The 24,460-nt window shown below is 68.9% G+C and carries 21 protein-coding genes; 13 read left to right on the forward strand and 8 right to left on the reverse strand.

The genetic code is table 11. From position 1 onward, the window contains the following. The first annotated feature begins 357 nt into the window (after positions 1-357). The 7 genes from ASF30_RS16380 to ASF30_RS16410 all read left to right on the forward strand — a co-directional run bounded on the left by ASF30_RS16380 (position 358) and on the right by ASF30_RS16410 (position 8,530). The gene (locus ASF30_RS16380; RefSeq protein ID WP_055909121.1) at positions 358-1,923 is read left to right on the forward strand and encodes a glycoside hydrolase family 6 protein; all 1,566 of its coding nucleotides are present in this window, start codon (positions 358-360) and stop codon (positions 1,921-1,923) included. A gap of 142 nt (positions 1,924-2,065) precedes the next feature. Next, positions 2,066-3,115 (forward strand): lipoate--protein ligase family protein, encoded by a 1,050-nt coding sequence (locus tag ASF30_RS16385; protein ID WP_055909124.1) that lies wholly within the window; start codon positions 2,066-2,068, stop codon positions 3,113-3,115. 71 nt (positions 3,116-3,186) lie between these two features. Beyond that, complete coding sequence (locus ASF30_RS16390) at positions 3,187-3,489, forward strand: hypothetical protein (RefSeq protein WP_055909127.1); 303 nt, start codon at positions 3,187-3,189, stop codon at positions 3,487-3,489. Between the two features lie 186 nt (positions 3,490-3,675). Next, positions 3,676-4,581, forward strand: coding sequence for a DNA-methyltransferase (locus ASF30_RS16395; RefSeq protein ID WP_055909129.1), 906 nt, complete (start codon positions 3,676-3,678; stop codon positions 4,579-4,581). A gap of 145 nt (positions 4,582-4,726) precedes the next feature. After that, positions 4,727-6,832: a TPM domain-containing protein gene (locus ASF30_RS23490; protein WP_055909132.1), complete on the forward strand. Its 2,106-nt coding sequence runs from the start codon at positions 4,727-4,729 to the stop codon at positions 6,830-6,832. Positions 6,833-6,934: 102 nt separating this feature from the next. After that, complete coding sequence (locus tag ASF30_RS16405) at positions 6,935-7,666, forward strand: PspA/IM30 family protein (protein ID WP_055909141.1); 732 nt, start codon at positions 6,935-6,937, stop codon at positions 7,664-7,666. Positions 7,667-7,699: 33 nt separating this feature from the next. After that, the gene (locus ASF30_RS16410; protein WP_055909144.1) at positions 7,700-8,530 is read left to right on the forward strand and encodes a VOC family protein; all 831 of its coding nucleotides are present in this window, start codon (positions 7,700-7,702) and stop codon (positions 8,528-8,530) included. Between the two features lie 15 nt (positions 8,531-8,545). On the opposite strand, the gene ASF30_RS16415 is transcribed toward ASF30_RS16410, so the two are convergent. From ASF30_RS16415 to ASF30_RS16440, 6 genes are all read right to left on the reverse strand, one after another. Further along, the gene (locus tag ASF30_RS16415; RefSeq protein WP_055909147.1) at positions 8,546-9,580 is read right to left on the reverse strand and encodes a LacI family DNA-binding transcriptional regulator; all 1,035 of its coding nucleotides are present in this window, start codon (positions 9,578-9,580) and stop codon (positions 8,546-8,548) included. Positions 9,581-9,609: 29 nt separating this feature from the next. Next, positions 9,610-11,037: a glycoside hydrolase family 1 protein gene (locus ASF30_RS16420; protein ID WP_055909150.1), complete on the reverse strand. Its 1,428-nt coding sequence runs from the start codon at positions 11,035-11,037 to the stop codon at positions 9,610-9,612. Beyond that, positions 11,037-11,969 (reverse strand): carbohydrate ABC transporter permease, encoded by a 933-nt coding sequence (locus ASF30_RS16425; RefSeq protein ID WP_082467966.1) that lies wholly within the window; start codon positions 11,967-11,969, stop codon positions 11,037-11,039. Before ASF30_RS16425 ends, ASF30_RS16420 begins: the two co-directional genes overlap by 1 nt. Next, the gene (locus tag ASF30_RS16430) at positions 11,966-13,057 is read right to left on the reverse strand and encodes a carbohydrate ABC transporter permease (RefSeq protein WP_055909152.1); all 1,092 of its coding nucleotides are present in this window, start codon (positions 13,055-13,057) and stop codon (positions 11,966-11,968) included. Before ASF30_RS16430 ends, ASF30_RS16425 begins: the two co-directional genes overlap by 4 nt. A gap of 71 nt (positions 13,058-13,128) precedes the next feature. Next, positions 13,129-14,451 carry an ABC transporter substrate-binding protein gene (locus tag ASF30_RS16435; protein ID WP_055909154.1) on the reverse strand — a complete coding sequence of 441 codons (1,323 nt, stop codon included), beginning with the start codon at positions 14,449-14,451 and terminating at the stop codon, positions 13,129-13,131. A gap of 284 nt (positions 14,452-14,735) precedes the next feature. Continuing rightward, complete coding sequence (locus tag ASF30_RS16440) at positions 14,736-16,601, reverse strand: MDR family MFS transporter (RefSeq protein ID WP_055910378.1); 1,866 nt, start codon at positions 16,599-16,601, stop codon at positions 14,736-14,738. A 171-nt stretch (positions 16,602-16,772) separates the two neighbouring features. Between ASF30_RS16440 and ASF30_RS16445 the strand changes: the two genes are divergently transcribed. The 3 genes from ASF30_RS16445 to ASF30_RS16455 all read left to right on the forward strand — a co-directional run bounded on the left by ASF30_RS16445 (position 16,773) and on the right by ASF30_RS16455 (position 19,621). Further along, positions 16,773-17,459 (forward strand): amidase domain-containing protein, encoded by a 687-nt coding sequence (locus ASF30_RS16445; protein WP_055909156.1) that lies wholly within the window; start codon positions 16,773-16,775, stop codon positions 17,457-17,459. 79 nt (positions 17,460-17,538) lie between these two features. Then, positions 17,539-18,390 carry a M15 family metallopeptidase gene (locus tag ASF30_RS16450; protein ID WP_055909164.1) on the forward strand — a complete coding sequence of 284 codons (852 nt, stop codon included), beginning with the start codon at positions 17,539-17,541 and terminating at the stop codon, positions 18,388-18,390. Between the two features lie 145 nt (positions 18,391-18,535). Further along, positions 18,536-19,621 (forward strand): amidase domain-containing protein, encoded by a 1,086-nt coding sequence (locus ASF30_RS16455; RefSeq protein WP_055909166.1) that lies wholly within the window; start codon positions 18,536-18,538, stop codon positions 19,619-19,621. Positions 19,622-19,668: 47 nt separating this feature from the next. On the opposite strand, the gene pgm is transcribed toward ASF30_RS16455, so the two are convergent. After that, on the reverse strand, positions 19,669-21,297 hold the full coding sequence (pgm, locus tag ASF30_RS16460) for a phosphoglucomutase (alpha-D-glucose-1,6-bisphosphate-dependent) (protein WP_055909168.1): 1,629 nt from the start codon (positions 21,295-21,297) through the stop codon (positions 19,669-19,671). A gap of 72 nt (positions 21,298-21,369) precedes the next feature. Between pgm and pheA the strand changes: the two genes are divergently transcribed. The 3 genes from pheA to ASF30_RS16475 are packed head-to-tail and all read left to right on the forward strand — an operon-like array spanning position 21,370 to position 23,372. Then, a complete protein-coding gene (gene pheA, locus ASF30_RS16465) occupies positions 21,370-22,368 on the forward strand; it encodes a prephenate dehydratase (RefSeq protein WP_055910381.1) in 999 nt (332 codons plus the stop codon). 3 nt (positions 22,369-22,371) lie between these two features. Next, positions 22,372-23,115, forward strand: coding sequence for a hypothetical protein (locus ASF30_RS16470; protein WP_055909170.1), 744 nt, complete (start codon positions 22,372-22,374; stop codon positions 23,113-23,115). Further along, complete coding sequence (locus ASF30_RS16475) at positions 23,112-23,372, forward strand: hypothetical protein (RefSeq protein WP_055909171.1); 261 nt, start codon at positions 23,112-23,114, stop codon at positions 23,370-23,372. The genes ASF30_RS16470 and ASF30_RS16475 overlap by 4 nt, the downstream gene beginning before the upstream one ends. Positions 23,373-23,423: 51 nt before the next feature. Here the strand turns inward: ASF30_RS16475 and ASF30_RS16480 are convergent, their stop codons facing one another. Next, positions 23,424-24,425 (reverse strand): diacylglycerol/lipid kinase family protein, encoded by a 1,002-nt coding sequence (locus ASF30_RS16480; RefSeq protein ID WP_055909173.1) that lies wholly within the window; start codon positions 24,423-24,425, stop codon positions 23,424-23,426. Positions 24,426-24,460 lie beyond the last annotated feature (35 nt).

Here is a 24,460-nt window from a genome sequence, read left to right on the forward strand (position 1 = left end):
TCGTGCCCGCCTTCATCCGGAGCGGCGGATGCCTTCACACGGCGGGAGGGCGAGCGGCGGATGCCTTCACACGGCGGGAGGGCGAGCGGCGAGTGCCTTCACACGCGGGGAGGGCGGGCGGCGGATGCCTTCACTCGGCGGGAGGGCGAGCGGGGAGTGCCTTCACACGGCGGAGGCGCGCCCGCCCAGCCTGACCCCTTGACGGGGGACACGGATGTGCGGCACTCTGGAGACGCGGCATCCGTGAGAGCGCTCTCACCAGACAGGTCCACGCGGTGGCGCACGCATGACGCACCACCCTGCACGGTCCACAAGGATGTCGACCGAGGTCGACGATGACCCCCGGGAGTTCTCAGCATGACGAAGCACCACAGCCGCCGCCCGCTCCGGGCCGCAGCCATCATCGCCATCGCCGCCGTCGCGACGATGGGTTTCACCGCTGCCCCGGCCGCCGCAGCCAATGACGTGCTCGGTCCGGGAAGCGCCCTCTACGTCGACCCGCACTCGACGACGCTCGAGGCTGCGGCAGGGCTGTCGGGTCAGGCTCGAACGGATGCGCAACTGCTCGGCAGCTTCCCATCGGCCACCTGGCTCACGAAGGGCACGCCGGCCGAGGCGCAGGCCGCAGCGCACGAGGTGACATCGGCGGCGGCGGCATCCGGAGCAGTCCCGACCGTTGTGGTCTACAACCTGCCCTACCGCGACTGCGCCCAGTACTCCGCGGGCGGCGCCCTCGACACCGCCGCGTACGAGGCGTGGGTCGACGGGGTCGCGGCGGGCATCGGGGACGCGAAGGCCGCGATCATCCTCGAGCCCGACGGCCTCGGCATCATCCCGTGGCACACCGACATCAACGGCAACCTCGAGTGGTGCCAGCCGGCCGACCTCGACCCGGCCACGGCGGCATCCGACAGGTTCGAGCAGGTCAACCACGCCGTCGACGTGCTCACGGCCCTGCCCAACACCGCGGTCTACCTCGACGGAACGCACAGCGGCTGGCTCGGGGTCGGCGACATCTCGCAGCGCCTCATCGCCGGCGGCGTCGAGAAGGCCGACGGCTTCTTCCTCAACGCCTCCAATTACGTGCAGACCGAGCGCCTCGCCAAGTACGGCACCTGGGTCTCCGACTGCATCAACCTGAGCGTCAACAGCTGGTACGAGCCGAGCTACTGCGGCAGCCAGTACTACCCGGCCAGTCCCGACGACTTCTCGACCTGGGGGAAGACGGATGCCCAGTACGCCCAGGCGTACATCGACACCGGCCTCACCCCCGACCCCGCCGCCCAGGCGCACTTCGTCATCGACACCAGCCGCAACGGCGTCGGACCCTGGGCTGCGCCGGCAGGCTGGGAGGGCGACGCCGAGGTCTGGTGCAACCCGCCCGACCGTGGAGCGGGTGCTCGCCCGACGACCGACACCGGGAACGCCCTCATCGACGCCTACCTGTGGATCAAGGTTCCGGGGGAGTCCGACGGCCAGTGCTACCGCGGCACCGGTGGCCCGCTCGATCCCGTGCGCGGCATCGAGGATCCGGCGGCAGGTCAGTGGTTCGCCCAGCAGGCTCGCGAACTGATCGCCAACGCAGTGCCGGCCTTCCCGGCGACGAGCTGCCAGGTCTCGTACTCGGCCACGAAGGCGCTGTTCGGGGTGTTCGCAGCCGAGCTGCGCATCAAGAACACCGGCACCACCCCGATCAACGGCTGGACCCTGAAGTGGAACTTCGCCGGGTCCGAGAAGGTCGTGAAGCTCGTGGGGGGCAAGGTCACGCAGGCGGCGGATGCCGTCACGGTGAAGAACTCCTCCCTCACGGCGAAGATCAAGGCCGGCGCCTCGGTGCCCGTCGCCTTCGTCGGCTCCAACGCGAAGCAGCGGGTGGAGCCGTGGCTGTTCACGCTGAACGGGAGGGCCTGCGCCTCGGACTGAGCGCGACGAGGCACCGGTTCACAGGATGAGGGCGAGGATGACGGCTGGGGGAGCCGCATCCTCGCCCTCATCCTGTAAACGTGCACGGCAGCGGGGAGGGGGCGCCCCGGGGTGAGCGGTCGCGGCGTCCTAGGCTGGACGCATGCACGGTGAGTACAAGGTTCCCCAGGGCAAGCTCGTCGTCGTCGACTTCGAGGTCGTCGACGATGTCATCACAGGTTTCAGGCTCGCCGGCGACTTCTTCCTCGAGCCCGACGAGGCGCTCGGTGCGATCGACGCCGCCGTCAACGGACTCTCCGCCGAAGCCGACGCCACCGCGATAGCCCGCGCCATCACCGCGGCGCTCCCGGCGGGAACCGTCATGCTCGGCTTCTCGGCCGAGGGCGTGGCCGTCGCCATCCGTCGCGCCCTGAAGAAGGCGACGAGCTGGCGCGACTACCAGTGGGAGATCGTCCACGCCAAGGCCGTGAGCCCTGCGATGCACCTCGCCCTCGACGAGGTGTTGGCCACCGAGGTGGGCGCCGGACGTCGCCAGCCCACACTGCGCATCTGGGAGTGGGACGAGTCGGCCGTCGTCATCGGCAGCTTCCAGTCGGTGAAGAACGAGGTCGATCCTGATGGCGCGGCGAAGTTCGGCTACGACGTCGTGCGCCGCATCTCGGGCGGTGGCGCGATGATGATGGAGAAGGGCTCCGTCGTCACCTACTCCCTCTACGTGCCCGCCGACCTGGTGCAGGGAATGACCTTCGCCGATTCGTATGCCTTCCTCGACGCCTGGGTCATCGACGCCCTCCGCGCCCTCGGCGTCGACGCGAGCTACCAGCCGCTCAACGACATCACCAGCCCCACCGGCAAGATCGGCGGTGCTGCGCAGAAGCGCCTCGGCAACGGCGGCATCCTGCACCACGTCACCATGAGCTACGACATGGACGGCGAGATCATGACCCAGGTGCTGCGCATCGGGCGCGAGAAGCTCAGCGACAAGGGCATCGCCAGCGCCGCCAAACGTGTCGATCCGCTCAGGCGCCAGGCTGGGGTCGAGCGCGCCGTCATCATCGAGCAGCTCGAGAAGACCTTCGCTGCGCTGACGGATGCGGTTCCCGGCGACATCACCGACGACGAGTACGCAGCGGCCGAGGCCCTCGTCGAGTCGAAGTTCGCGACCCCGGAGTGGCTCAACCGCGTGCCGTGAGGCTGCCGGTCATTGGGGCCCGGGGCGAAGCCCGCGTCCGAAGCGCCGGAGCCGTCTTCTAGGCTGGGTGCATGACTTGGTGGATCCCCGTCGCCCTCGTGGTGCTCGTCGCGTTCATCGTGCTCGCCTCGCACAAGGGCTGGGTCGACTTCAGCAACAAGACCGGCCGTGGCACTGCCGGCGGCGGTGCGCTCGGGGTGGTCGACGAGGTGTTCGCCCCGCACCGGCACGAGATCGAGGTGCAGCGCGAGAGGGAGAGCGTGCTCCCGGCTCCCTCTCCCGTCGCCGACGATGACGACAAGGGCATCCTCGAGACGAACGAGGCCGACGACCCGACAACCCGGTTCGACGGCCGCATCCGCCTCGACCTCTAGCTCCATCCGCGTGCCGGCTCGCCACCTACGGTCGCCCGGCTGTCATCCCAGCGGCCACAACAGGCGAGCGAGACCGACGGGCGCGGCCGGCAGCGGCCACAGGTGGCGAGCGGGTGCCGCCGGCAGCGAGCCACCGGCATCGCCGCGTCAGCAGGCGCGACCGCACACTGCTGACACAATGAGGGAATGCCCGACACGGATGCCGCGACGCCCGAGCCATCCGTCGGCAGGGTCATCCACGCCGACAACCTCAGCGTGCTCCCCACGCTGGCCGACGGCTCCTTCACGCTGATCTACCTCGACCCACCGTTCAACACCGGACGCCCGCAGGCCCGGCAGAGCACGACGCACGTGCGAACCGACCAGGCCGACGCATCCGACACCGCCGCCGCCCCCCAGCGCGCCCCCGGAGTGATCTCGGGCTTCAAGGGCCGGCAGTACCAGCGCATCCGCGGCGATCTCTACAGCTACGACGACCATTTCGAGGACTACTGGGGCTTCCTCGAGCCGCGCCTCATCGAGGCCTGGCGCCTGCTCGCCGACGACGGCACGCTCTACCTGCACCTCGACTACCGCGAGGCGCACTACGCCAAGGTCATGCTCGACGCCCTGTTCGGCCGCGAGTGCTTCCTCAACGAGCTCATCTGGGCCTACGACTACGGCGCCAAGTCCAAGAAGCGCTGGCCGACCAAGCACGACACGATCCTCGTCTACGTGAAAGATCCCAAGGGCTACTGGTTCGACTCGACCGCCGTCGACCGCGAGCCGTACATGGCGCCGGGGCTCGTCACCCCCGAGAAGGCCGAGCTCGGCAAGCTGCCCACCGACGTGTGGTGGCACACCATCGTCTCGCCGACTGGTCGGGAGAAGACCGGGTACCCGACGCAGAAGCCAGAGGGCATCCTGCGGCGCATCATCCAGGCCTCGAGCCGCCCGGGCGACGCCGTGCTCGACTTCTTCGCGGGCTCGGGCACGACGGGTGCCGTCGCTGCCGCGCTGGGTCGCCGCTTCACCCTGATCGACGAGTCCCCGGATGCCGTCGCCATCATGCGCACCCGCTTCGCGCCTGTCGCCGGCGTCGTCTTCGAATAGCGGACGAGCGGCTCAGGGCAGCGCAGTCCGGGCGCTAGCCGAGAGGTCGCTGGATGCCTCGTCAACGGATGGGTGCGGCCGATAGCGTAGAGACGAACGGCAAGGCGCCTCCGATGACGGATGGCCCGACGAGGAGGACACCCGCGTGACGACAGGCAGGAACGCCGTTCGCCGTGGGCTCGCAGCTCTCGCTACCGGAGCGATCGGGTTCGCCATCGCGGTCGGAGCAGCGGCGTCGCCGGCCCTGGCGGACTCGCCCGTCGACTTCGGTTCCAGCGACATCGTCGACACGGCCGGCGTGCTCGGCTCGGACACCGATGCCGTGCAGACGGCCATCGACCAGCTGCAGGCCGACACCGGCCAGTCGCTTCTGGTCGCCTACGTCAACACCTTCGAGAACCCGAGCGACCGCGAGGCGTGGGTGCAGGAGGTGCGCGACAGCAATCAGCTCGGCGCCTCCAACATCGTGCTCGCCGTGGCCGTCGACGACAGGCTCTACCAGTTGTCCTTCTCCGACGAGTCGCCGCTGCAGGCCGACTCCGAGCAGATCGCCGAGGAGTACATCCTGCCCAGCCTCGCCCAGGACGACTGGGCAGGGGCGGCGATCGGTGCGACCGACGGCATCCGTGCAGCCTCCAACGGCGAGCTCGGCGGTGGCGGGACCGGTACGGGCGCCGGCGACACCTCAGGCCAGTCGGAATCGGGCGGAGGGGCCGTACTGCTCTGGGGCTTCCTCGTCGTCGGAGTGATCGCCCTCGTCATCGTGCTGTTCACTGTCATCCGCCGGCGTCGCCGGGCCGCTCTCGCCCGGGCTAAGGCCGCTCAGGACCGCGCGGCGCTCGAGCAACGCGCCGGCAGCCTGCTGGTGCAACTCGACGATGCCCTCAAGACCAGCGAGCAGGAGGTCGGCTTCGCAGCGGCCGAGTTCGGCGACGAGGCCGTCAAGCCGTTCACCGACGCCCTCGCCAGCGCGAACGCCTCGGCCCGCCAGGCCTTCGCCGTGAAGCAGAAGCTCGATGACGCCTTCCCCGAGAGCGACGCCGAGCGCGCGGCCATGACTGCCGAGATCACGAGTCTCGCCGAGCAGGCCATCGCGGGCCTCGACGCCCGCTCCGACGAGTTCGACGCGCTGCGCGCCCTCGACGACAACGCCGTCGCGGTTCTCGGAACCGTGACGACGGATGCCGAGAAGCTCAACGGTCGTCTGGCCGCGGCCGAGGCGCACATAGCGCAGCTGCACACCCGCTTCGAGGGTGAGACGATGTCGACCCTCTCGGGCAATGCGGCCCAGGCGCGACAGCTTCTCGCCTTCGCGACGGAGACCGCTGGTGCCGCTGCTGCGACCCTGTCGGCCCCGCCGACCGAGGGCGGACATCGCCCGAGCGTCGCGGTTCCGGTGCGGGCAGCGCAGCAGAGCATCGGCCAGGCCGCCCAGTTGCTCGACGCCGTCGACGGAGTGGCGAAGAGCCTGGAGGAGGCGACTGCAGCCGTCGAGAAGGAGATCGCCGACGTCGAGAGCGACCTCGCCGAGGCTCGCCGCACCGCCGTGACCGAACGCCTGGGCGAGGCGGCCCTCGCGGCGCCCATCGCGGCAGCCGAACAGGTACTCGCCACGGCACGGCAGTCCTCAGGAGGGCGATCCGACCCGCTCGCGCTGGTGCGCCGCCTGCAGGGCGTCGAGGCCGAACTCGACGCGGCTCTGGCCCCGTCGCGGGAGGAGAAGGTGCAGCGTGAGCGCGCCGTCGCCCTCCTCGGGCGGGCCCAGGCCACGGCCCAGTCGCAGATCCAAGCGGCGTCGGACTTCATAGCCACCCGCCGCGGCGCCGTGGGCTCCGATGCCCGCCAGCGGCTGTCCGAGGCGCAGCGACTGTTCGACTCATCGCGGGCGATCGGCCCCGGCGACCCGGTGCAGGCACTCGACCAGGCGCAGCGCGCTCAGGCGCTGGCGGCCAGCGCCATCCAGATCGCCCAGAACGACGTCTCTGGCTACGACAACGACTCCTGGGGCGGTGGGGGCTTCGGCGGAGGCGGCGGACGCGGCCGCTCCAGCGGCGGCGATGCCCTGACCGGCGCCATCATCGGCGGCATCCTCGGCGGACTGCTCACCGGCGGTGGTGGCGGTGGAGGCGGCAACTCCGGCAGCATCTTCGGCGGAGGTGGCGGCGGCGGAGGCTTCGGGGGCGGCGGCTTCGGCGGAGGATTCGGCGGCGGGGGCGGCTTCGGCGGCGGCGGATCCGGCGGCAGGTTCTAGCCGCGCCGTCCGGCAGCGGCATCCGGGAGCGAAGGCACGGCACACAGACACATCAGGCAACGACGCAGCAGCATCAATCAGCAGTACGAGAGAGGGAACACCATGGCAAAGCAGTCCATCATCGGCCGCATCACCCAGCTCGCGAAGGCGAACATCAACGCGCTGCTCGACCAGGCCGAGGATCCGCAGAAGATGCTCGACCAGATGGTGCGCGACTACACGGCGAGCATCGGCGAGGCCGAGAGCGCCGTCGCCCAGACCATCGGCAACCTGCGCATGCTCGAGGAGGACCACCGCGAAGACGTCGCCGCGGCAGACGACTGGGGCCGCAAGGCGCTCGCCGCGAGCCGCAAGGCCGACGAACTGCGTGGATCCGGCAACGCGACGGATGCCGACAAGTTCGACGCCCTCGCCCGCGTCGCCCTCGGCCGCCAGCTGCAGTCCGAGAACGAGGCGAAGGGCGCCGAGCCGATGATCGCCTCGCAGACCGCCGTCGTCGACCAGCTCAAGGACGGCCTCGGCAAGATGCGCGAGAAGCTCAACCAGCTCTCCTCGAAGCGCGACGAGCTCATCGCCAGGTCGAAGACCGTCGAGGCCCAGTCCCAGGTGAACGACGCCATCAAGAGCGTCGACATCCTCGACCCCACGAGCGAGATCAGCCGCTTCGAGGACAAGATCCGGCGCGAGGAGGCCAAGGTGCGCGGCCAGCAGGAGCTCGCGGCGTCCAGCCTCGACGCGCAGTTCGAGAGCCTCGAAGACCTCGGCGAGCTGACCGAGGTCGAGGCGCGCCTCGCCGCGCTCAAGTCGGGGCCGGCGCAGAAGGCGATCGAGTAGGCCGACCCGGGCGCACGACGGAGGGAGCCGACGATGGTGATCGTGAACGATGCCCGGGAGTACCCGCCCGGCGTTCCCAGCTGGATCGACGTCTCGACGCCGCATCCGTATGACGCCATGGAGTTCTATGGCACCCTGTTCGGCTGGCGGTTCCACGACGCCGTCCCGCCGGGAGCTCCCGGCGCCTACCTGGTCGCCACCCTCGACGGCCACGACGTCGCGGCCATCTCACCGACCGACGACCTCGACTCGGCGGTCTGGCACAGCTACATCGCCGCCCGCAGCGCCGACACCGCCGTCGAGGCCGTCATCGTCGCCGGCGGCGCCGTGCGCACCAGCCCGGTCGACGCCGGCCCAGGCGGCCGCTGGGCCGAGTTCGCGGATCCGGACGGGGCCGTTTTCCGGGTCTGGCAGGCACGCAGGCGGCTGGGGGCGCAGCTCGTGAACGAGCCGGGCACCTGGAACTTCAGCGTGCTCATCACGCCGCGGCCCGAGAGCGCCATCGGCTTCTACACGGATGTGTTCGGCTGGCAGGTCGACGCCGACCTCGGAGCCGGAATGGTGCGCCTCCCCGGCTACGGCGATCACCTGGCGAACACGATCGATCCCGACATCCGAGAGCGCCAGGCCTTCGCTCCTCCGGGGTTCGCCGACGTCGTCGCCGGCATCGAGCAGGGCGAGGCGCCGGCGCGCTGGGAGGTGCGGTTCACGGTGGAGGATCGGGATGCCGCGGCCGCCCTGGCGGAGTCGGCCGGCGGTACCGTGCTCTCCAGCGATGAGGGCCCGTGGACCCGCGAGGCCCTGATCCGCGACCCGCACGGCGCCCTGTTCACGGTGAGCCAGTTCGCGCCAACCGGCGGCTGAAGGCCGACGACAGTCCTAAGCGGACTCTCGCACCACCAGTGAGGTCTTGAGCTTCGTCACGGTGTCGACCGGCTCGCCCTCGATGAGCTTCACGAGCACGCGGGCCATCTCGCGCCCCATCTCGACCGACGGCTGGTGCACCGTGGTGAGGGCGGGGGAGGCCGTGGCTCCGTAGATGTCGTCGTCGAAGCCGATCACCGCGATGTCCTCCGGAATCCGCAGTCCGGCCTCGCGGATGGCGGAGTAGGCGCCGATGGCCATCTGGTCGTTGGCGGCGAACACCCCGTCGATGGTCGAGTCACGCGCCAGCAGGCGCTTCATCGCCGTGGCGCCCGACGCCGGCGAGAAGTCGCCGACCTCGAACAGCTCGGTGTCCATGCCGTGCTCCCCGAGCACCTCGCGCCAGCCGGCCAGGCGATCGACGCCGGGCGGCATGTCCTGGGGTCCGGCGATGGTGGCGATCTTCGTGCGACCGGATGCGACCAGGTGGGCCACCGCCGTCTCGGCACCGTGCTGGTTGTCGACGTCGATGAAGTAGTTGTCGCTCTCGGTGTCGCTCAGCGGCCGCCCGCCGAAGACCACCGGAAGGGTGCGACTCAGCAGGGCGTAAGCGTGGTCGCCCGTGTGGTGCGAGACCACGAGAGCGCCGTCGACGTTGCCGCCGAGGAGGTAGCGCCGGGTCTTGCCGGCCTGCGACTCCGACTCGATGATCATGTTGAGCGTGTAGTCGGTGTCGGCCAGGTGCAGGGCGATTCCCTGTACCACCGAGGCGAAGAACGGGTCGGCGAAGACGCGGGCCGCCGACTCCGGCACGATCAGCGCGATCGCCTGGGTCTTGCGGCTCGCCAGAGATCGCGCAGCCCGGTTCGGAACGTAGTTCAGCGCTTCGATGGCGCGTTGCACGACCTCGGCGACGTCGGGAGTGACCTTGGGCGACCCGTTGACCACACGCGACACCGTGGCACGCGAGACCCCGGCGTGCGCCGCGACCATCTCGAGCGTCGGCACGGCGCCCGTACGCAGCTTCTCTGCCACTCGATCGCTCCCCATGTTCGAACTGGCTCCCACGATAGTGCCGATCAGGCGGTCGCCTTCGACGCCGCGATGACGGATGCGTACCGGGTCGCCGAGAACTTGGGCGTGCGCACGAGAGTGTCGTAGTCGACGTGCACGATGCCGAAGCGCTTGTTGTAGCCCCACGCCCACTCGTAGTTGTCGAGCAGGGACCACACGAAGTAGCCGCGCACGTCGGCGCCTGCGTCGATGGCGTCGCCCACTGCAGCCACGTGGGCGTCGATGTAGGCCCAGCGTTCGGTGTCGTTCACTGTGCCGTCGACGAGCTCGTCGTCGTAGGAGGCGCCGTTCTCGGTGATGTAGAGCGGAGGCAGCGTCGGGTACTCCCGGCCGAGGCGCAGCAGCAGGGTGCGGAGTCCGTCGGGGTTCACCTCCCAGCCCATCGCCGTGCGCGGCAGGTGACGCGTCGGGAAGGTGACGTACTCGCTGCCCACGAACGGCGAGCGACCGGGCTTCTCGGTGGGTACCAGGCCGGGCTCGGCATCCGGTGCCGCCGGATGCCCAGACACGTTGTCGTCGTGGTAGTGGTTCACGCCGAGGAAGTCGATCGGCGTGCTGATCACGGCGAGGTCGCCGTCCTGCACGTACTGCAGGAAGTCGTAGTCCCTCAGGTCGTCGATGACGTCGGTCGGGTACTCGCCGAGCAGCAGGGGCTCGATGTACATCCGGTTCCACAGCCCGTCGATGCGGCGGGCCGCCTCGAGGTCCACGGGGTCGGACGGGTCGTTCGGCACCGCGTTGGTGAGGTTGAGGGTGATGCCGATCTGCAGCTCGCGACCGTCGCGGGCGGCCAGCTCGCGCAGCCTCGCGGCGGCCAGGCCGTGAGCGAGGTGCTGGTGGTGCAGGGCCGCGAGGCCGGCGTCGGGATCGGTGAGCCCTGGGGCGTGCTCACCGGCGACGTAGCCGATCAGCGAGGAGCACAGCGGCTCGTTGAACGTGGTCCAGTGCGTCACCCTGTCGCCGAGGGCGCCGTAGACGGCCTCGGCGTACTCGACGAACCTGTACGCCGTGTCGCGGTTCGCCCAGCCGCCCTTCTCCTGCAGCGCCTGGGGGAGGTCCCAGTGGTAGAGGGTGAGCCAGGGCAGGATCCCCTGGCCGATCAGCTCGTCGACGAGGGAACTGTAGAAATCCAGGCCCTCCTGGTTGACGGCGCGCCCTCCCGGGACGACGCGCGCCCAGCTGGTGGAGAACCTGTACGAGTCGAGTCCGAGGTCCTTCATGAGGGCGACGTCTGCCGGCATGCGGTGGTAGTGGTCGACGGCCTGCTCGGGGGTGTCGCCGTTGGCGACGGCGCCGGGAACGCGTGCGTAGGCGTCCCAGATGGAGTCCTCCTTGCCGCCCTCGTGCGCAGCGCCCTCGATCTGGGCCGCGGCCGTGGCCGAGCCCCAGAGGAAGCCCGTCGGCCAGGTGCGTTCAGTCAGTGTGGTTCCCATCAGCCCTTCACCGCTCCAGCCATGATTCCCGAGACCAGCTGCTTGCCGGCCAGTACGAACAGGATGAGGAGGGGGATGGTCGCCATGACGGCGCCGGCGAGCACGATGGTGTAGTCGACGTACTTCGCGCTCTGCAACTGGCTCAGCGCCACCTGCAGGGTCGGGTTCTGCGGAGACACCAGCAGCGGCCAGAGGTAGTCGGTCCACGCCGTCATGAAGGTGAACAGACCGAGGATGGCCATGGCGGGGCGGGCGGCCGGGAGTCCGACGTGCCAGAAGGTGCCGAACATGGTGGCGCCGTCGACGCGGGCGGCCTCGATGAGCTCGTCGGGGATCACGTCCACCAGGTACTGCCTCATGAAGAACACGCCGAAGGCCGTCACGAGCGTCGGCACGATGACGGCACCGAGGGTGCCGGTCCAGCCGAACTCCTTCATGAGCATGAAGAGGGGGATGATGCCGAGCTGGGTCGGCACCGCGAGGGTCGCGATGACGAAGATCATCAGGCCCTCCCGGCCCTTGAAGCGGAGCTTCGCGAAGGAGTAGCCGGCAAGGGTCGAGAAGAACACCACGGAGATCGTGATGACGCTCGAGACGATGATGCTGTTGGCGAGAGCCTGCCAGAACGGCACGGTGTCGAGCACGGCGCCGACGTTCTCCCAGAACTGCCCACCGGGCAGCAGCGGCGGCCAGGTCTGCGCGAGCACGGAGCTGTCGCTGGATCCGGCGACGAACGACCACCACAGCGGGTAGGCGCCGCCGACGAACAGGGCGATCAGCAGGCCGTAGGTGAGGAACCCGGGGCGGCGGTCGATGCCGACATCGCGGCCGCGGCCGGCCCGGGCGGGCTTGGCCGGCTTCACGGGGATGCTCGGAGTGCCGGCATCCGTCGTCGGAGTCGTCGGCTTCTTCAGGTCGGTGGTGGTGCTCATGAGCGCTTCTCCCCGGCGGCTGCGACCAGGGAGCGCGTGCCCTCGGCCTTCTGTGCTTTGTGTTCCTCGAGCCTGCGGCTGGTGCGCCTTCTCGATGTGCGGGTCTCGACCGACGCGATGCGTCGGGAGATCAGGAAGTTCATCAGGCCGAACGCCACGATGATGATGAAGAGGAGCCAGGCGATGGCCGAGGCCTTGCCGAAGTCGCTGCGGTTGAATGCCATGTCCCACAGGTAGAGCACTGTGGTCTGGTACTCGCGGTGCGGGCCGCCGAGCACCGAGCTCGACGGGTTGAACAGCTTCGGCTCCGTGAAGATCTGCAGCCCGCCGATGGTGGCCGTGATGATCACGAAGATCATGGTGGGGCGGATGCTCGGCAGCGTGATCGAGAAGAAGCGACGGAACGCCCCGGCCCCGTCGAGGGCGGCCGATTCGTGGATGTCACGGGGCACCGACTGCATGGCGGCCAGCAGGATGAGGGCGTTGTACCCGGTCCAGCGCCAGTTGACCATGGAGGCGATGGCGAGGTGCGACGGGAAGACCTCGGTCTTCCACATGACGGGGTCGAGGTTGAAGGCCTCGAGGATGTTGTTGATGAGGCCGTACTTCTCCGAGAAGGCGCTCGAGAAGATGATGGCGACGGCCACGGGGGTGACGACGTAGGGGATCAGGACGCTCATGCGCCAGAACGTCTTGGAGCGGATGTTCTGGTCGAGGATGGCCGCGATGAAGACGGCGGCGATGAGCTGGGGGATGCAGGAGAGCAGGAAGATGCTCACGGTGTTGAACAGCGAGTTCCAGAAGTACGGGTCTGTGAGCTCGTCGGTGTAGTTCTGGAGGCCGACCCAGTCACCGGGGCCCGTCAGCAGGTCCCAGTCGTTCAGCGACACCACGAAGGTGTAGACCAGCGGGAACAGCCCGATCAGTCCGAAGAGGATGAAGAACGGCGCGACGTAGAGGTACGGCGAGACCTTGGCGTCGAATCGGCTCACGCGATGCCGGAACGGCGGCTTCGGTGTGCCGGACGCGGCTGGTCGCTTCGCAGCGGGGGTGCTGCTCGTCTCCGGGGGACTGACTGTGGTGGTCATGCTGTTCTCTCTCAAGGAATGTGGCCCCCCGGAAACGGGTCTCCGGGGGGCCACCGTGGAGCTGGTGAGACTTACTTGAGGTCCAGGCTGTTCAGCGTGGTGATGGCTTCATCCCATGCGTCGTCGCCCGAGGTGCCCTTGTCGAGGGACTGCGTGGCCGGTCCGAAGACCTGCTCCTGGATGACCGAGTCGTTCGGGCCCTTGTACTGAGCCACGACGCCCTTGGCGCGGGATCCGAGGATCTCGCCGATGGGGGCGTTGTTGAAGAACTTGGTCAGGTCGCTCTCGCCGGTGACGCCGGGGTCGGTCTGCGCCTCGATGACCGACGGGAAGGTACCCGCGGCCTGGAAGGCTGCGACGGCGGACTTGGCATCGGTCAGGTAGGCGGCCAGTGCGGCGGCCTCCTTCGGGTGCTTCGACGTGGTGGGAACGGTCAGGAAGGTTCCACCCCAGTTGGCGGGGCCGCCGGGGAAGACATCCGCGAAGTCCCAGCCGGTCGTGGCGTCGCCGCCAGCGGACTCGACCTGACCCTTGACGACACCGAGCATCCAGCCCGGGCACATGAAGGTCGCGAACGAACCGTCGGTGAAGGCCTTGCCCTTACCCCAGTCCCACTGGGCCTGGCCGCTGGAGAGGCCTGCAGCCGCGCCGCCGGCGAGCTTGTCCCACTGCGCCTTCAGGTCGGCGTTGTCCTCGACGTCGATCTTTCCGTCGGAGGAGTAGTAGCCCTCGGGGAGCTGGTTGACCATGGCGTTCCAGACGAAGCCGCTCTGGTCGTAGAAGGCCTTGCCCGTGGCTGCCTTGTACTGCTCGCCGATCTTGAAGAAGTCGTCCCAGGTGGCGTTCTCGCCACCGAAGAGCTTGGCGACGCTCTCGCGGTCGCCGGGAAGGCCGGCAGCCTCGAACAGCTTGCTGTTGTAGCAGAGGCCCTCCGGGCCGATGTCGGTGCCGTAGCCGATGATGCGGCCGTCCTTGTCGGTGCCCTGCTTGAGCTTCCAGTCGACCCAGCGGTCCTTGATGTCGTTGGCGCCGTACTCGGTCAGGTCGGTGAAGCTGTCGGAGACAGCCTGCACCTGGCCGAGCCAGCCCTCTTCGACGGCCTGCACGTCGGGGAGACCAGAGCCTGCTGCCTGCTTGGTCTTCCAGTCGGTGAGTGCGTTTCCACCGGTGTCGATGTTGGTGGCCTTGATGGTGATGTTCGGGTTCTCGTCCTCGTACTGCTTGTAGAGGTCGTCGAGTCCCATGGTTCCGAACGTCGTGACGGTCAGTTCGACCTTCTCGTCGGACGAGCCCGATCCCGAGTCGCCGGAGGATGAACATCCCGTGGCGAGGAGGGCGATTGCTGCGACACCGGCGACGGCGGCGACAGCGGTGGTGCGTCGTGAAAGCTTCACGGTTCACTCCCTTGTGTGCGTGGACAGTTGTAATGGTGCGTTGCCTGAGAGCGCTCTCTCACTACCCTGTGAGAGCGCTCTCACGATTGCGTTCCGATGCTAGGCAGGTCGGTGCCACGATGTCAAGAGAGCGCTCTCACGATCGCCCGACGTTATGGATTCGTTACATGGATGCGGGCGACCAGAGGGCCCGAAGCCCGTTCCCTGAGGCCGCATCCCGACGCCGCGATCCCATCGGGCCCCGCGGGATCCCGGATGCCGCGAGCGCGCCGGGGCGCGCGGACCTACGGTCTCTGCGTCGGAACCGAGCCGGTGCGCGGCCCGGGCTCCACGAGCGATCCGGTGAGGTCGGCCGCACGCTGGGCCTGCAGGTCGGTCTGCAGTTCCTCGTCGGCGCGTGCCTCGGCATCCGCGCGGTTGTCTGCAGCCTCCTGCAGAGCCGACTTCGCCCGCAGCGGCGGGGTCTTGAAGAAGAGCGTCAGCACGAAGGCGATCAGCACGACGAACAGCGCGACCCAGTACACCGTGACCGCCGAGGCGTTGAAGCCCTCGAGGAACGGCCTGGACAGGCGTGGGTCCGCTCCGTTGAGGAACGACGTGTCGTCGAGGGTCCCGCTGCCGAACGACGAGCCGTCACCACCCTCGAGACTCGACTGGATCGTGGGCTCCACCTGGGCCACGACCTGGGCTCGCTGGGCGTCGTCGCTCAGGTCGACGCCCGGGGGCAGTTGCGCCTGGATGGGGTCGACGATGGGGCTGTAGATCGTCTCCATGATCTGGGCATTCTCGGGGGCGGCCGCAACCGCCGGGTCGAGTGCGGCGTCGAGGGCGTCGGACAGGGTGTCCTGATCGGACAGCGACCCGACGACGTTCGAGGGCAGCACCGTGAACATGAGCGAGAGCAGCACGGCCGTTCCCAGCGTTCCGCCGATCTGGCGGAAGAAGGTCGACGAGCTTGTGGCCACACCCATGTCGCGCAGGCCCACGGAGTTCTGGCTGGCGATGGTGAGGGTCTGCATGAGCTGGCCGAGGCCGAGGCCGATCAGCAGCATCGCCCCGGCGATGAACCAGTACGAATCGTCGTACTGGAGGAACGTCAGGTAGAAGAATCCGCCGGAGAGGAAGGCGGTTCCGATGATGGGGAACTGGCGGTACCGTCCCGTGCGGGCGATGATCTGCCCGCTGGCGATCGAGGAGACCATGAGCCCCAGGATCATCGGGAGCATCTGGAAGCCGCTCTCGGTCGGGTTGGAGCCCAGCACCAACTGCAGGTAGAGCGGGAGGGTGAGCATGGCGCCGAACATGCCGAACCCGACGAAGACTCCGATGACCGTCGCCATCGAGAACGTCGACGAGCGGAACAGCTTCAGGGGGATCAGCGCGTCGTCCTTCATGATCGACTCCACGATGATGAAGGCGATGATGCCGAGTCCGCCGATCACGTAGCAGGCGATCGCGCCGGGGCTGCCCCACCCCCAGGTTCGACCCTCCTCTGCGACGAGGAGCAGCGGGACGAGGGCGAGGATGACCGTGGCGGCACCCCACCAGTCGATGCGCACCGAGTAGCGCTCCGGCTTGGGCAGGTGCAGGAAGCGCAGCACGATGGCCAGCGCGATGAGGCCGATCGGCACGTTGATGAGGAAGACCCAGCGCCATCCGTCGATCCCGAGGATCTCGTCCGCCCCGGCGAAGAGCCCGCCGACGAGCGGGCCGATGAGACTCGAGATTCCGAACACCGCGAGGAAGTAGCCCTGGTACTTGGCTCGCTCCCGAGGAGCGAGCATGTCGCCCATGATCGCGAGCGGCATCGACATGAGGCCGCCGGCGCCGAGGCCCTGGATCGCCCGGAAGACAGCCAACTCGACCATCGATGTCGAGAACGTGGCCAGGATCGAGCCGATGATGAAGATGACGATGGCGATGATGAACAGCGGACGCCGGCCGAAGATGTCGGACAGCTTGCCGTACAGCGGCGTCGAGATCGTCGAGACGATGAGGTACGAGGTCGTGACCCACGCCTGTTGACTGAGGCCGTGCAGGTCGTCGCCGATCGTGCGGATCGCGGTTCCGACCACGGTCTGATCGAGGGCCGAGAGGAACATGCCGGCCATGAGACCGAAGATCACGAACAGGATCTGTCGGTGCGACATGAGGGGCGTCGACGCCGGGGTCTGCGCTGGGGTGGTCACAGGCTTCAACGTAGACCCGGTTGCAGACGGGGGACAATGGCCCCAGCGGGGAAAGTGTGGATTCCTCAGGTCGGCTGGTGCAGGATGCCGTTCTCATAGGGTTCTCCGATGTCGGATTGTTATGGTGCCCTCATGCTCCGCTCCCTCCCGACCTTCTCGCGTGCCATCGCCGCGGTGGCGATGACGGCCGCCTCGGTCGCCGTGCTCGCCGCATGTTCAGGCCCCACGGCGACGGAGGGGGAGGCCGCCGTCGCGCCGAAGTCGTCCACGTCCGCCCAGATCCCGGCTCCGGTCCAGGACACCTCGGCGGGCGATGCTGCTCCGGCGGCCGCCGCGCTCAGTGCCCCGGTCCAGGCTCAGGTCGACTACGCGCTGAAGTACTGGCAGGACTACAACGAGGCCGAGTACGGGGTACTCGGAGACAATGACTGCGTGAACTTCGCCAGTCAGTCGCTCATAGCGCGTGGTTGGCAGCAGGACGACGAGTGGTTCCATGCCGGTGACGTCTACGAGTCCAGCGATTCGTGGCGCAGTTCCACGGCGTTCCGCGACTGGCTCGAGACGCGTCCCGATCTGGCGACGCCCCTCGATGACACCCAGCGCGACCAGGTGAGCGTCGGCGACATCGTGCAGTTCGACTGGGACCAGTCCGGCGATCGCGACCACACGGGCATCGTGACGAAGGTGACCCACGATGACGGCGGCACGCAGGTGTACTTCGCCGGTCACACCCTCGACTCCGACTTCCGCAGCGTCGACACCGCGATAACGGAGGATCACCCGGGCGGAGCCGTCTACTACTGGCACATCGTCGGCTAGGTGCGCCGGGGCGCACGAGAAGGGTGATGCCCCGCGCGCTGAGCGGCCGGTGCGGTCGGGTGCCGGATACGCTTGATCCATGTCCGAGAGCCCTGACCGACGCGCCTCAGACCGCCGGCGCCGGAACCGCATCATCGCGGTCGGTGCCGCGGTCGTCGTGCTTGCGGTCGGTGTCACTGCGGCCGGCGTGATCTCGGGCGCCGAGGGCGACGACAGCGCCACCAGGACGTCGGCATCCGGAACCGCGGCACCGGCATCCGCGTCCCCGACTCCGACCCGACCCGCTCCCACGCTGACGCCCACGCCCACGGCGGTACCTACCTTCGACAAGGCCGCGCGGTCGATCGACGATCCGACCAGCATCTGGGTGGTCAGCGACAAGCTGCGGCCGCTGAACCCCGTCGATTACGAACCGGCCGACCTCGTCGACGTGCCCGTCGCGCACACCTGGGACCCGGTGCTGCGCCAGGAGGCATCGGATGCCGTCGTCGTGATGTTCCAGGCGGTCTCGGACGAGGCGGGTCTCGCGCTCGCCTCGAACAGTGCCTACCGGAGCTATTCCACCCAGCAGTCCGTCTACGACAGCGACGTCGCCTCGCTCGGCCAGGAGGGCGCCGACCTGAGCACGGCCAGGCCCGGCTTCAGCGAGCACCAGACCGGCCTCGCGATGGACATCGGGGCGGCATCCGGAGCATGCTCCCTGAACCAGTGCTTCGCCGACACCCCGGAGGGCCAGTGGCTCGCCGCCAATGCCTACAGGTTCGGGTTCCTTCTGCGCTACCCGGCGGACAAGGTGCCGGTGACCGGCTTCGAGTTCGAACCGTGGCACTACCGCTACATCGGCGTGGACCTCGCCACCGAGATGCACTCCACCGGAGTGACGACGCTCGAGGAGTTCTTCGGCCTTCCGGCCGCTCCGGACTACGGCTGATCGGAGCCGCTGCAGGTGGGGGTGGTCGCGGCGGCGAGGCGGCCGATCCATGCGTTCCCATGAAATGTTGAGGATTCGTCCAGAGCCTTGACATAACCGTGTGATGAGGTTACGGGTCTTCTGCTCGGCAACCCGAAACTGATTCATGCACCACGGTTCCACCCGCACGTTCACGTCCCCCACCCTCATCTCCACCGTTCGTCTCCTCGCCTCCCGCAAGCACCGCCGCGGGCTGCATGCGTCGCACTCGCCGTTCACGGCGGGCACGGCGCTGGTGAGTTGCGGACTCGCGCTCACCGTCACCGCCGGCGCGCTCACTGTCGGCGCGACGGCCGGAGCATCGGCGACGGATGCCCCGGCATCGGTCAGCGCGGCACCGGCACCGGTTCACAAGGCCACGGTGAAGCCGATCACGACGCCGTCGACGACGGCTGACGCCAGTCGTCCCGTCATCGACGCACTGCCCGTCGTGACCTCGGGCCCGGTGACCGGGGGCACGACGATCACCCTCTCGGGCGAGAACCTCGCCGACGTCACCACTGTCACCGTGGGTGGTCAGCCGGCGGCGGTGCTCTCGGCGACCGACGCCGCAGTCACCGTGGCAGCACCAGCCGCTGCCGCCTACTCCGAGGGCACCGTGCCGATCGACGTGCTCGACGACGCCGGCGATGCCGTCCCGGTCGACCTGACTCCGGCGACAACCCTCGCCGACCTCGGCGTGAAGGGCGCGGCTACTCCGGAGCTCACCTTCAGCTACACGCCGGACGAGCACATCACGGCGCAGACCGACTACATGCTCGCCTACTGGTCGAGCTACAACCCGGTCTATGCGGCGATCTCGGGAGCCGACTGCGCCAACTTCGCCAGCCAGGGTCTCATCGCCCGCGGCTGGACGATGGACTCGGAGTGGTGGTACTCGAACGGTCAGTCGAGTCCGGCATGGATCAGCTCGACGGCCTTCTCCGACTACCTGCTGGCGCATCCCGAGCGGGCGACCTACCTCGGCAACGACCGCAGCAACGTGAAGGTCGGCGACATCGTGCAGTTCGACTGGGACTCCTCGGGCGACCTCGACCACACCACGACCGTGACCAGAGTCGACCACACGGCCGACGGCGTGAAGATCTACGTGGCCGGGCACACCAAGGACTCCGACTACTGGGACATCGACGATGCCATCGCCACCGGGGGCGGCAACCTCCAGTTCTGGAGCATCAAGAACCAGGCGTGAGGCGCGCCGCGTCCGACGTCGTCGGACGCGGTCGCTGAGCGGACGGACTAGCTGATCGCGCCGTCCACGATATCGCGCGCCTCGGCCTGCACCTGGCGCAGGTGGTCCTCGCCGAGGAACGACTCGGCGTAGATCTTGTAGACGTCCTCGGTGCCGCTCGGCCGGGCCGCGAACCAGGCGTTCTCGCTCACGACCTTGAGACCGCCGACGGCCGCGTCGTTGCCCGGTGCCTTCGACAGCTTCGCCGTGATCGTCTCGCCGGCGAGCTCCGTCGCCGTGATGGCGTCGCCGTCGAGCTTGCCGAGCGCGGCCTTCTGCGCCGGGGTGGCTTCAGCGTCGATGCGCTCGTAGGCGGGGTCGCCGAACTTCTCCACGAGCTTCGCGTAGAGCTGGGACGGGCTGCGACCCGTGACCGCCCGGATCTCCGAAGCCAGCAGGGCCAGCAGGATGCCGTCCTTGTCCGTCGTCCACGCCGTGCCGTCGAAGCGCAGGAAGCTGGCGCCGGCGCTCTCCTCACCACCGAAGCCGACGGAGCCGTCGATGAGACCGGGCACGAACCACTTGAAGCCGACGGGCACCTCCCAGAGGCGACGCCCGAGGTGCTTCGCCACGCGGTCGATCATGCTCGACGACACCAGCGTCTTGCCGATGGCGGCATCCTGTCGCCATCCTCCGCGGTGGCCGTAGAGGTACTCGATGGCGACGGCGAGGTAGTGGTTGGGGTTCATGAGGCCACCGTCGGGGGTGACGATGCCGTGACGGTCGGCATCGGCGTCGTTGCCGGTGAGGATGTCGTACTCGCTCTGGTGCTTCAGCACGCTCGCCATGGCCGACGGGCTCGACGGGTCCATGCGGATCTTGCCGTCCCAGTCGAGGGTCATGAACTCCCACGTCGGATCGACGGTCTCGTTCACCACGGTGAGGTCGATGCCGTAATAGTCGCGGATGGCACCCCAGTAGTTGACGGATGCCCCGCCCAGGGGATCGGCGCCGATGCGGATGCCGCTGCGCTTGATGGCGTCGAAGTCGATGATGTTCGCGAGGTCGGCCACATACATGCCGCGGTAGTCATATGTCTGGACGGCACTCGGCTCGGCCATCTTCACGGCGTGCATGCCGTCGGCGATGATCTCGTTGGCACGGGTCGCGATCCAGCTGGTCGCATCGGAGTCGGCCGGGCCGCCGTGCGGCGGGTTGTACTTGAATCCGCCGTCGGAGGGCGGGTTGTGGCTCGGAGTGACGACGATGCCGTCGGCGGTCTCGCCGGCGGCGCGATGGGCGGCGTCGTTGTTCCAGGTGATGATGGCGAGCGAGACGGCCGGTGTCGGCACCCAGTCGTCGTACTCGTCGACCATGGCCTCGACGCCGTTGCCGACCAGCACGCTCAGTGCCGTCGTCATGGCGGGGGCGCTCAGGGCGTGCGTGTCTGCACCGATGAACAACGGGCCGGTGATCCCCTGGCCTGCGCGATACTCCACGATGGCCTGGGTGGTGGCCGCGATGTGCCAGTCGTTGAACGACGTGGTGAGGGAACTGCCTCGATGGCCCGAGGTGCCGAACACCACCCGCTGCTCGGGTATGGAGGGGTCGGGCTTCAATTCGTAGTAGGCGTGGATGAGAGCCTCGACATCGATGAGGTCGGACTTCTTGGCCGGCGTTCCTGCGCGATCCGTCATGGTGCCCAGTCTGGCATCGCGGGCGTCGCATTTCGAGGGCGTAGCGCCACACCTCGTGGCTAGGCTATGCCCATGCCAGACGAGCCCGCCGCCGACGCCGCCCACGAGACCTACAGCTACCTCGGACCGGCCGGCACCTTCACCGAGGCAGCCCTGGCGCAGGTCGAGGCTGCTGCCGGCAAGACCTGGCGCCCCGTCAACAACGTGGGGGAGGCGTTCGCCGACGTCATCAGCGGCCGCAGCGTCGCCGCGATGATCGCCATCGAGAACTCGATCGAGGGCGGGGTCTCGGCCACGCAGGATGCGCTGGCCAACGTCTCGGGCCTCCGCATCATCGGCGAGTACCTCGTTCCGGTGAACTTCGTGCTGGTCGCCCGACGCGGCACCACCATCGACCAGGTGAACGTGGTCAACGCCCACCCTGTCGCCTATGCGCAGACGCGCGGCTGGCTCGAGGCCGCCCTCCCGACGCACGGGCACATCCCGTCGACCAGCAACGTGGCCGCAGCCTCGGAACTGTTCCAGAGCACGCAGGCCGATGCGGCGATCGCCCCGCCGGGCATCGTCAACCACTACGACGTCGACGTGCTCGCCGAGGACATCGGCGACAACCCCAACGCCGTCACGCGCTTCGTGCTCGTCGGTCGCGAGCTGTCGATCCCGGCCCCGACCGGTGCCGACAAGACCAGCCTCATCGTCGAGCTCCCCGACGACCACCCCGGTGCCCTGCTCGAGATGCTCGAGCAGTTCTCCACCCGCGGCGTCAACCTCAGCCTGCTGGAATCGCGTCCGATCGGCGACGCCCTCGGACGCTACCGGTTCGTCATCGACGCCGACGGCCACATCCTCGACGAGAGGGTGGCCGATGCCCTCCTCGGCCTGCGCCGCTTCAGCCCGCAGGTCATCTTCCTCGGCTCCTACCCGCGCGCCGACAAGCAGCAGATCGAGTTCACCTCGCGCTACGAGGACGAGGTGTTCATCGAGGCGCGGGACTGGCTGCGCGGCCTGGTGAGCGGCGAGCCGCAGGCTGACGCCGACGCATCCGTGACGGATGCCGTGACGGGGATGTAGCCGATGGCCGAGAACGGGGCTCCGAACGACGAGGACGTGCCGGCCGCCGACGGCAGCGGACTCGATCCACGGTTCGATCCCCGCTTCCAGCGCGGCTACCAGGACGCTTCAGCTCCGGCCGAGCCGGCGTCGGCGCCGGTCACGCCGCGCCCTGAGGAACGTCGCGGACTCGATCCGCGCTTCGATCCCCGCTTCCAGCGCGGCTACGATCCCGAGCGTCACGAGCAGCTGCGCCGTCCGATCTCCGCTGACGAGGTCGACGACAGGCCGGCGTTCGCCTCGACCGTGAAGGCGACGATCCCGCGCCCCATCGAGCCGCCGGTCGCCCGTCCCGCGGCACGCACCCCGGTGCAGCCGGCGGCATCCATGCGGGCCGGGGCCGGGGCGGGGTCGGTTCCGGCCGCCGAGCCGGCCAACGTGGCCGAACAGCAGCCGCACCGGGCGCGGACGCCAGCGGCATCCGTCGGCGGTCGCAATCCCTACCTCATCGCGCTCTGGATCGCCTGCGTCGCCCTGGTCGCCGTCGGGGTCGCCCTCATCGTGCAGAGTGCGACGACCACCTCCGGCGGAGGGTTCGGCATCTCGGCGTTCGGCGACGCGTTCGGCGTCTCGGCCTGGGCCATTGCACCGCCGGCCGTGATGGTGGGCTTGATCGGCCTGGTCGCCCTCACCCTGTCGCGGGCGCTCGGCTGGCTGGCCGCGCATCCGGACGACGCCGATGCCTCCCTCGGCGAGGAGGAGCCGTGAACCCCTGGCTGCGTGCGCTCTGGGCCGGACTGGTGCTCGGCGCCATCGGCTGCGCGGTCGGGGCGGCCGCGTTGTCGTTCATGCTGCCGGGCCGGCGCACTGAGCAGGAGTACGCGGGCGTCGACTGGGCGACGATCAGCATCGTGCAGGTGCTCGTGCTGCCGGCATCGGCGGTGCTGCTGTTCTCCTGCGGCCTCGCGATCCTCGCGTACGCCACCGCACGCTGGCACGCGTCGGCGCGGCGTCCCATTCATTGACGGTCCCCAGCGGCTGACGGGGCGCGAACGACGGACCGCAGGCTACGAGCGTCAGCGCCCGTCGAGCGTCGGCGGCACCATCACGACGAGGGCGTCATCGTCGACCCAGGCCGTCATCGAGCTGATGACGGACACCTCGTCGCCGTCGAGCTCGAAGAAGCGCGGCTCCTCGAGGTGCATGCTGATGCGCGGGCCGCGCATGGTGGTCATCGTGGCGGGAGCGGCGGCATCCGTCAGCTTGATGATGCGCCGACCGAAGGCGAACTTCCGCATCACGCGGTTCTCCCAGGCGACGCGGCGCCACACGTCGAGCCAGCCGAACAGGGTGCGGGGCTGCATCATCGCGATGTCGAGGATGCCGTCGTCGACCTTGGCCTCCGGGAACAGCAGGATGTTGCCCGGCAACGTGCCGCAGTTCCCGATGAGCACGGTGCTGATGCGCGCGTGATGGCGGTGTTCCTCGTCGCCCATCGAGTACCGCAGCCTGAAGCGTTCGGCCTTCGGCAGCGCGCGCATGCCCGAGTCGACGTAGGCGAGCCAGCCCACCTTCTTCTTGAGCTCGGGGTTGGCTGTCGCGATCATGTCGGCATCGAGGCCGAGGCCGGCCATGACGACGAAGGCATGGTCGGCGGATGCTCCGTCCTCGGTGACGACGGACGCCATGCCCACGTCCATGGGCCGCCTCGTGCCGTCGAAGGCGAGGCGCACGGAGAAATCGAGATCGCCCAGGGGCAGGCCGAGGTTCCGGGCGAGCAGGTTGCCCGTCCCCGACGGCACCAGCGCGAGGGGGATGCCGGTTCCACGGAGGGCCGCGGCGACAGCGCGCACGGTCCCGTCGCCGCCGGCGGCGAGCACCACCGTCACTCCGGCCTCGACCGCCCGGGCGGCGACCCCGCTGCCCGGGTCCTCGACCGACGTCTCCAACCAGAGCGGATCGGCCCAGCCGTGCCAGTCGGAGTGCCGCGCGACGATCGCCCGAAGCGCCGTCGGATCCACCTTGATCGGGTTGACGATCACCGCCGCCCGCGGGGTCTGGGGCGGGGCTGCTGTCATGCGTCCCACCGTATTGCATGGGTCGGCGGATCGGT

The organism is Leifsonia sp. Leaf264, assembly GCF_001422325.1.
Lineage (GTDB): Bacteria > Actinomycetota > Actinomycetes > Actinomycetales > Microbacteriaceae > Orlajensenia.

Bases quoted from the DNA above. Each gene is read 5' to 3' on its own strand.
- ASF30_RS16380 (WP_055909121.1), top strand. From the start codon at position 358: ATGACGAAGCACCACAGCCGCCGCCCGCTCCGGGCCGCAGCCATCATC.
- ASF30_RS16385 (WP_055909124.1), top strand. From the start codon at position 2,066: ATGCACGGTGAGTACAAGGTTCCCCAGGGCAAGCTCGTCGTCGTCGAC.
- ASF30_RS16390 (WP_055909127.1), top strand. From the start codon at position 3,187: ATGACTTGGTGGATCCCCGTCGCCCTCGTGGTGCTCGTCGCGTTCATC.
- ASF30_RS16395 (WP_055909129.1), top strand. From the start codon at position 3,676: ATGCCCGACACGGATGCCGCGACGCCCGAGCCATCCGTCGGCAGGGTC.
- ASF30_RS16405 (WP_055909141.1), top strand. From the start codon at position 6,935: ATGGCAAAGCAGTCCATCATCGGCCGCATCACCCAGCTCGCGAAGGCG.
- ASF30_RS16410 (WP_055909144.1), top strand. From the start codon at position 7,700: ATGGTGATCGTGAACGATGCCCGGGAGTACCCGCCCGGCGTTCCCAGC.
- ASF30_RS16415 (WP_055909147.1), bottom strand. From the start codon at position 9,580: ATGGGGAGCGATCGAGTGGCAGAGAAGCTGCGTACGGGCGCCGTGCCG.
- ASF30_RS16420 (WP_055909150.1), bottom strand. From the start codon at position 11,037: ATGGGAACCACACTGACTGAACGCACCTGGCCGACGGGCTTCCTCTGG.
- ASF30_RS16425 (WP_082467966.1), bottom strand. From the start codon at position 11,969: ATGAGCACCACCACCGACCTGAAGAAGCCGACGACTCCGACGACGGAT.
- ASF30_RS16430 (WP_055909152.1), bottom strand. From the start codon at position 13,057: ATGACCACCACAGTCAGTCCCCCGGAGACGAGCAGCACCCCCGCTGCG.
- ASF30_RS16440 (WP_055910378.1), bottom strand. From the start codon at position 16,601: ATGTCGCACCGACAGATCCTGTTCGTGATCTTCGGTCTCATGGCCGGC.
- ASF30_RS16445 (WP_055909156.1), top strand. From the start codon at position 16,773: ATGCTCCGCTCCCTCCCGACCTTCTCGCGTGCCATCGCCGCGGTGGCG.
- ASF30_RS16450 (WP_055909164.1), top strand. From the start codon at position 17,539: ATGTCCGAGAGCCCTGACCGACGCGCCTCAGACCGCCGGCGCCGGAAC.
- ASF30_RS16455 (WP_055909166.1), top strand. From the start codon at position 18,536: ATGCACCACGGTTCCACCCGCACGTTCACGTCCCCCACCCTCATCTCC.
- pgm (WP_055909168.1), bottom strand. From the start codon at position 21,297: ATGACGGATCGCGCAGGAACGCCGGCCAAGAAGTCCGACCTCATCGAT.
- pheA (WP_055910381.1), top strand. From the start codon at position 21,370: ATGCCAGACGAGCCCGCCGCCGACGCCGCCCACGAGACCTACAGCTAC.
- ASF30_RS16470 (WP_055909170.1), top strand. From the start codon at position 22,372: ATGGCCGAGAACGGGGCTCCGAACGACGAGGACGTGCCGGCCGCCGAC.
- ASF30_RS16480 (WP_055909173.1), bottom strand. From the start codon at position 24,425: ATGACAGCAGCCCCGCCCCAGACCCCGCGGGCGGCGGTGATCGTCAAC.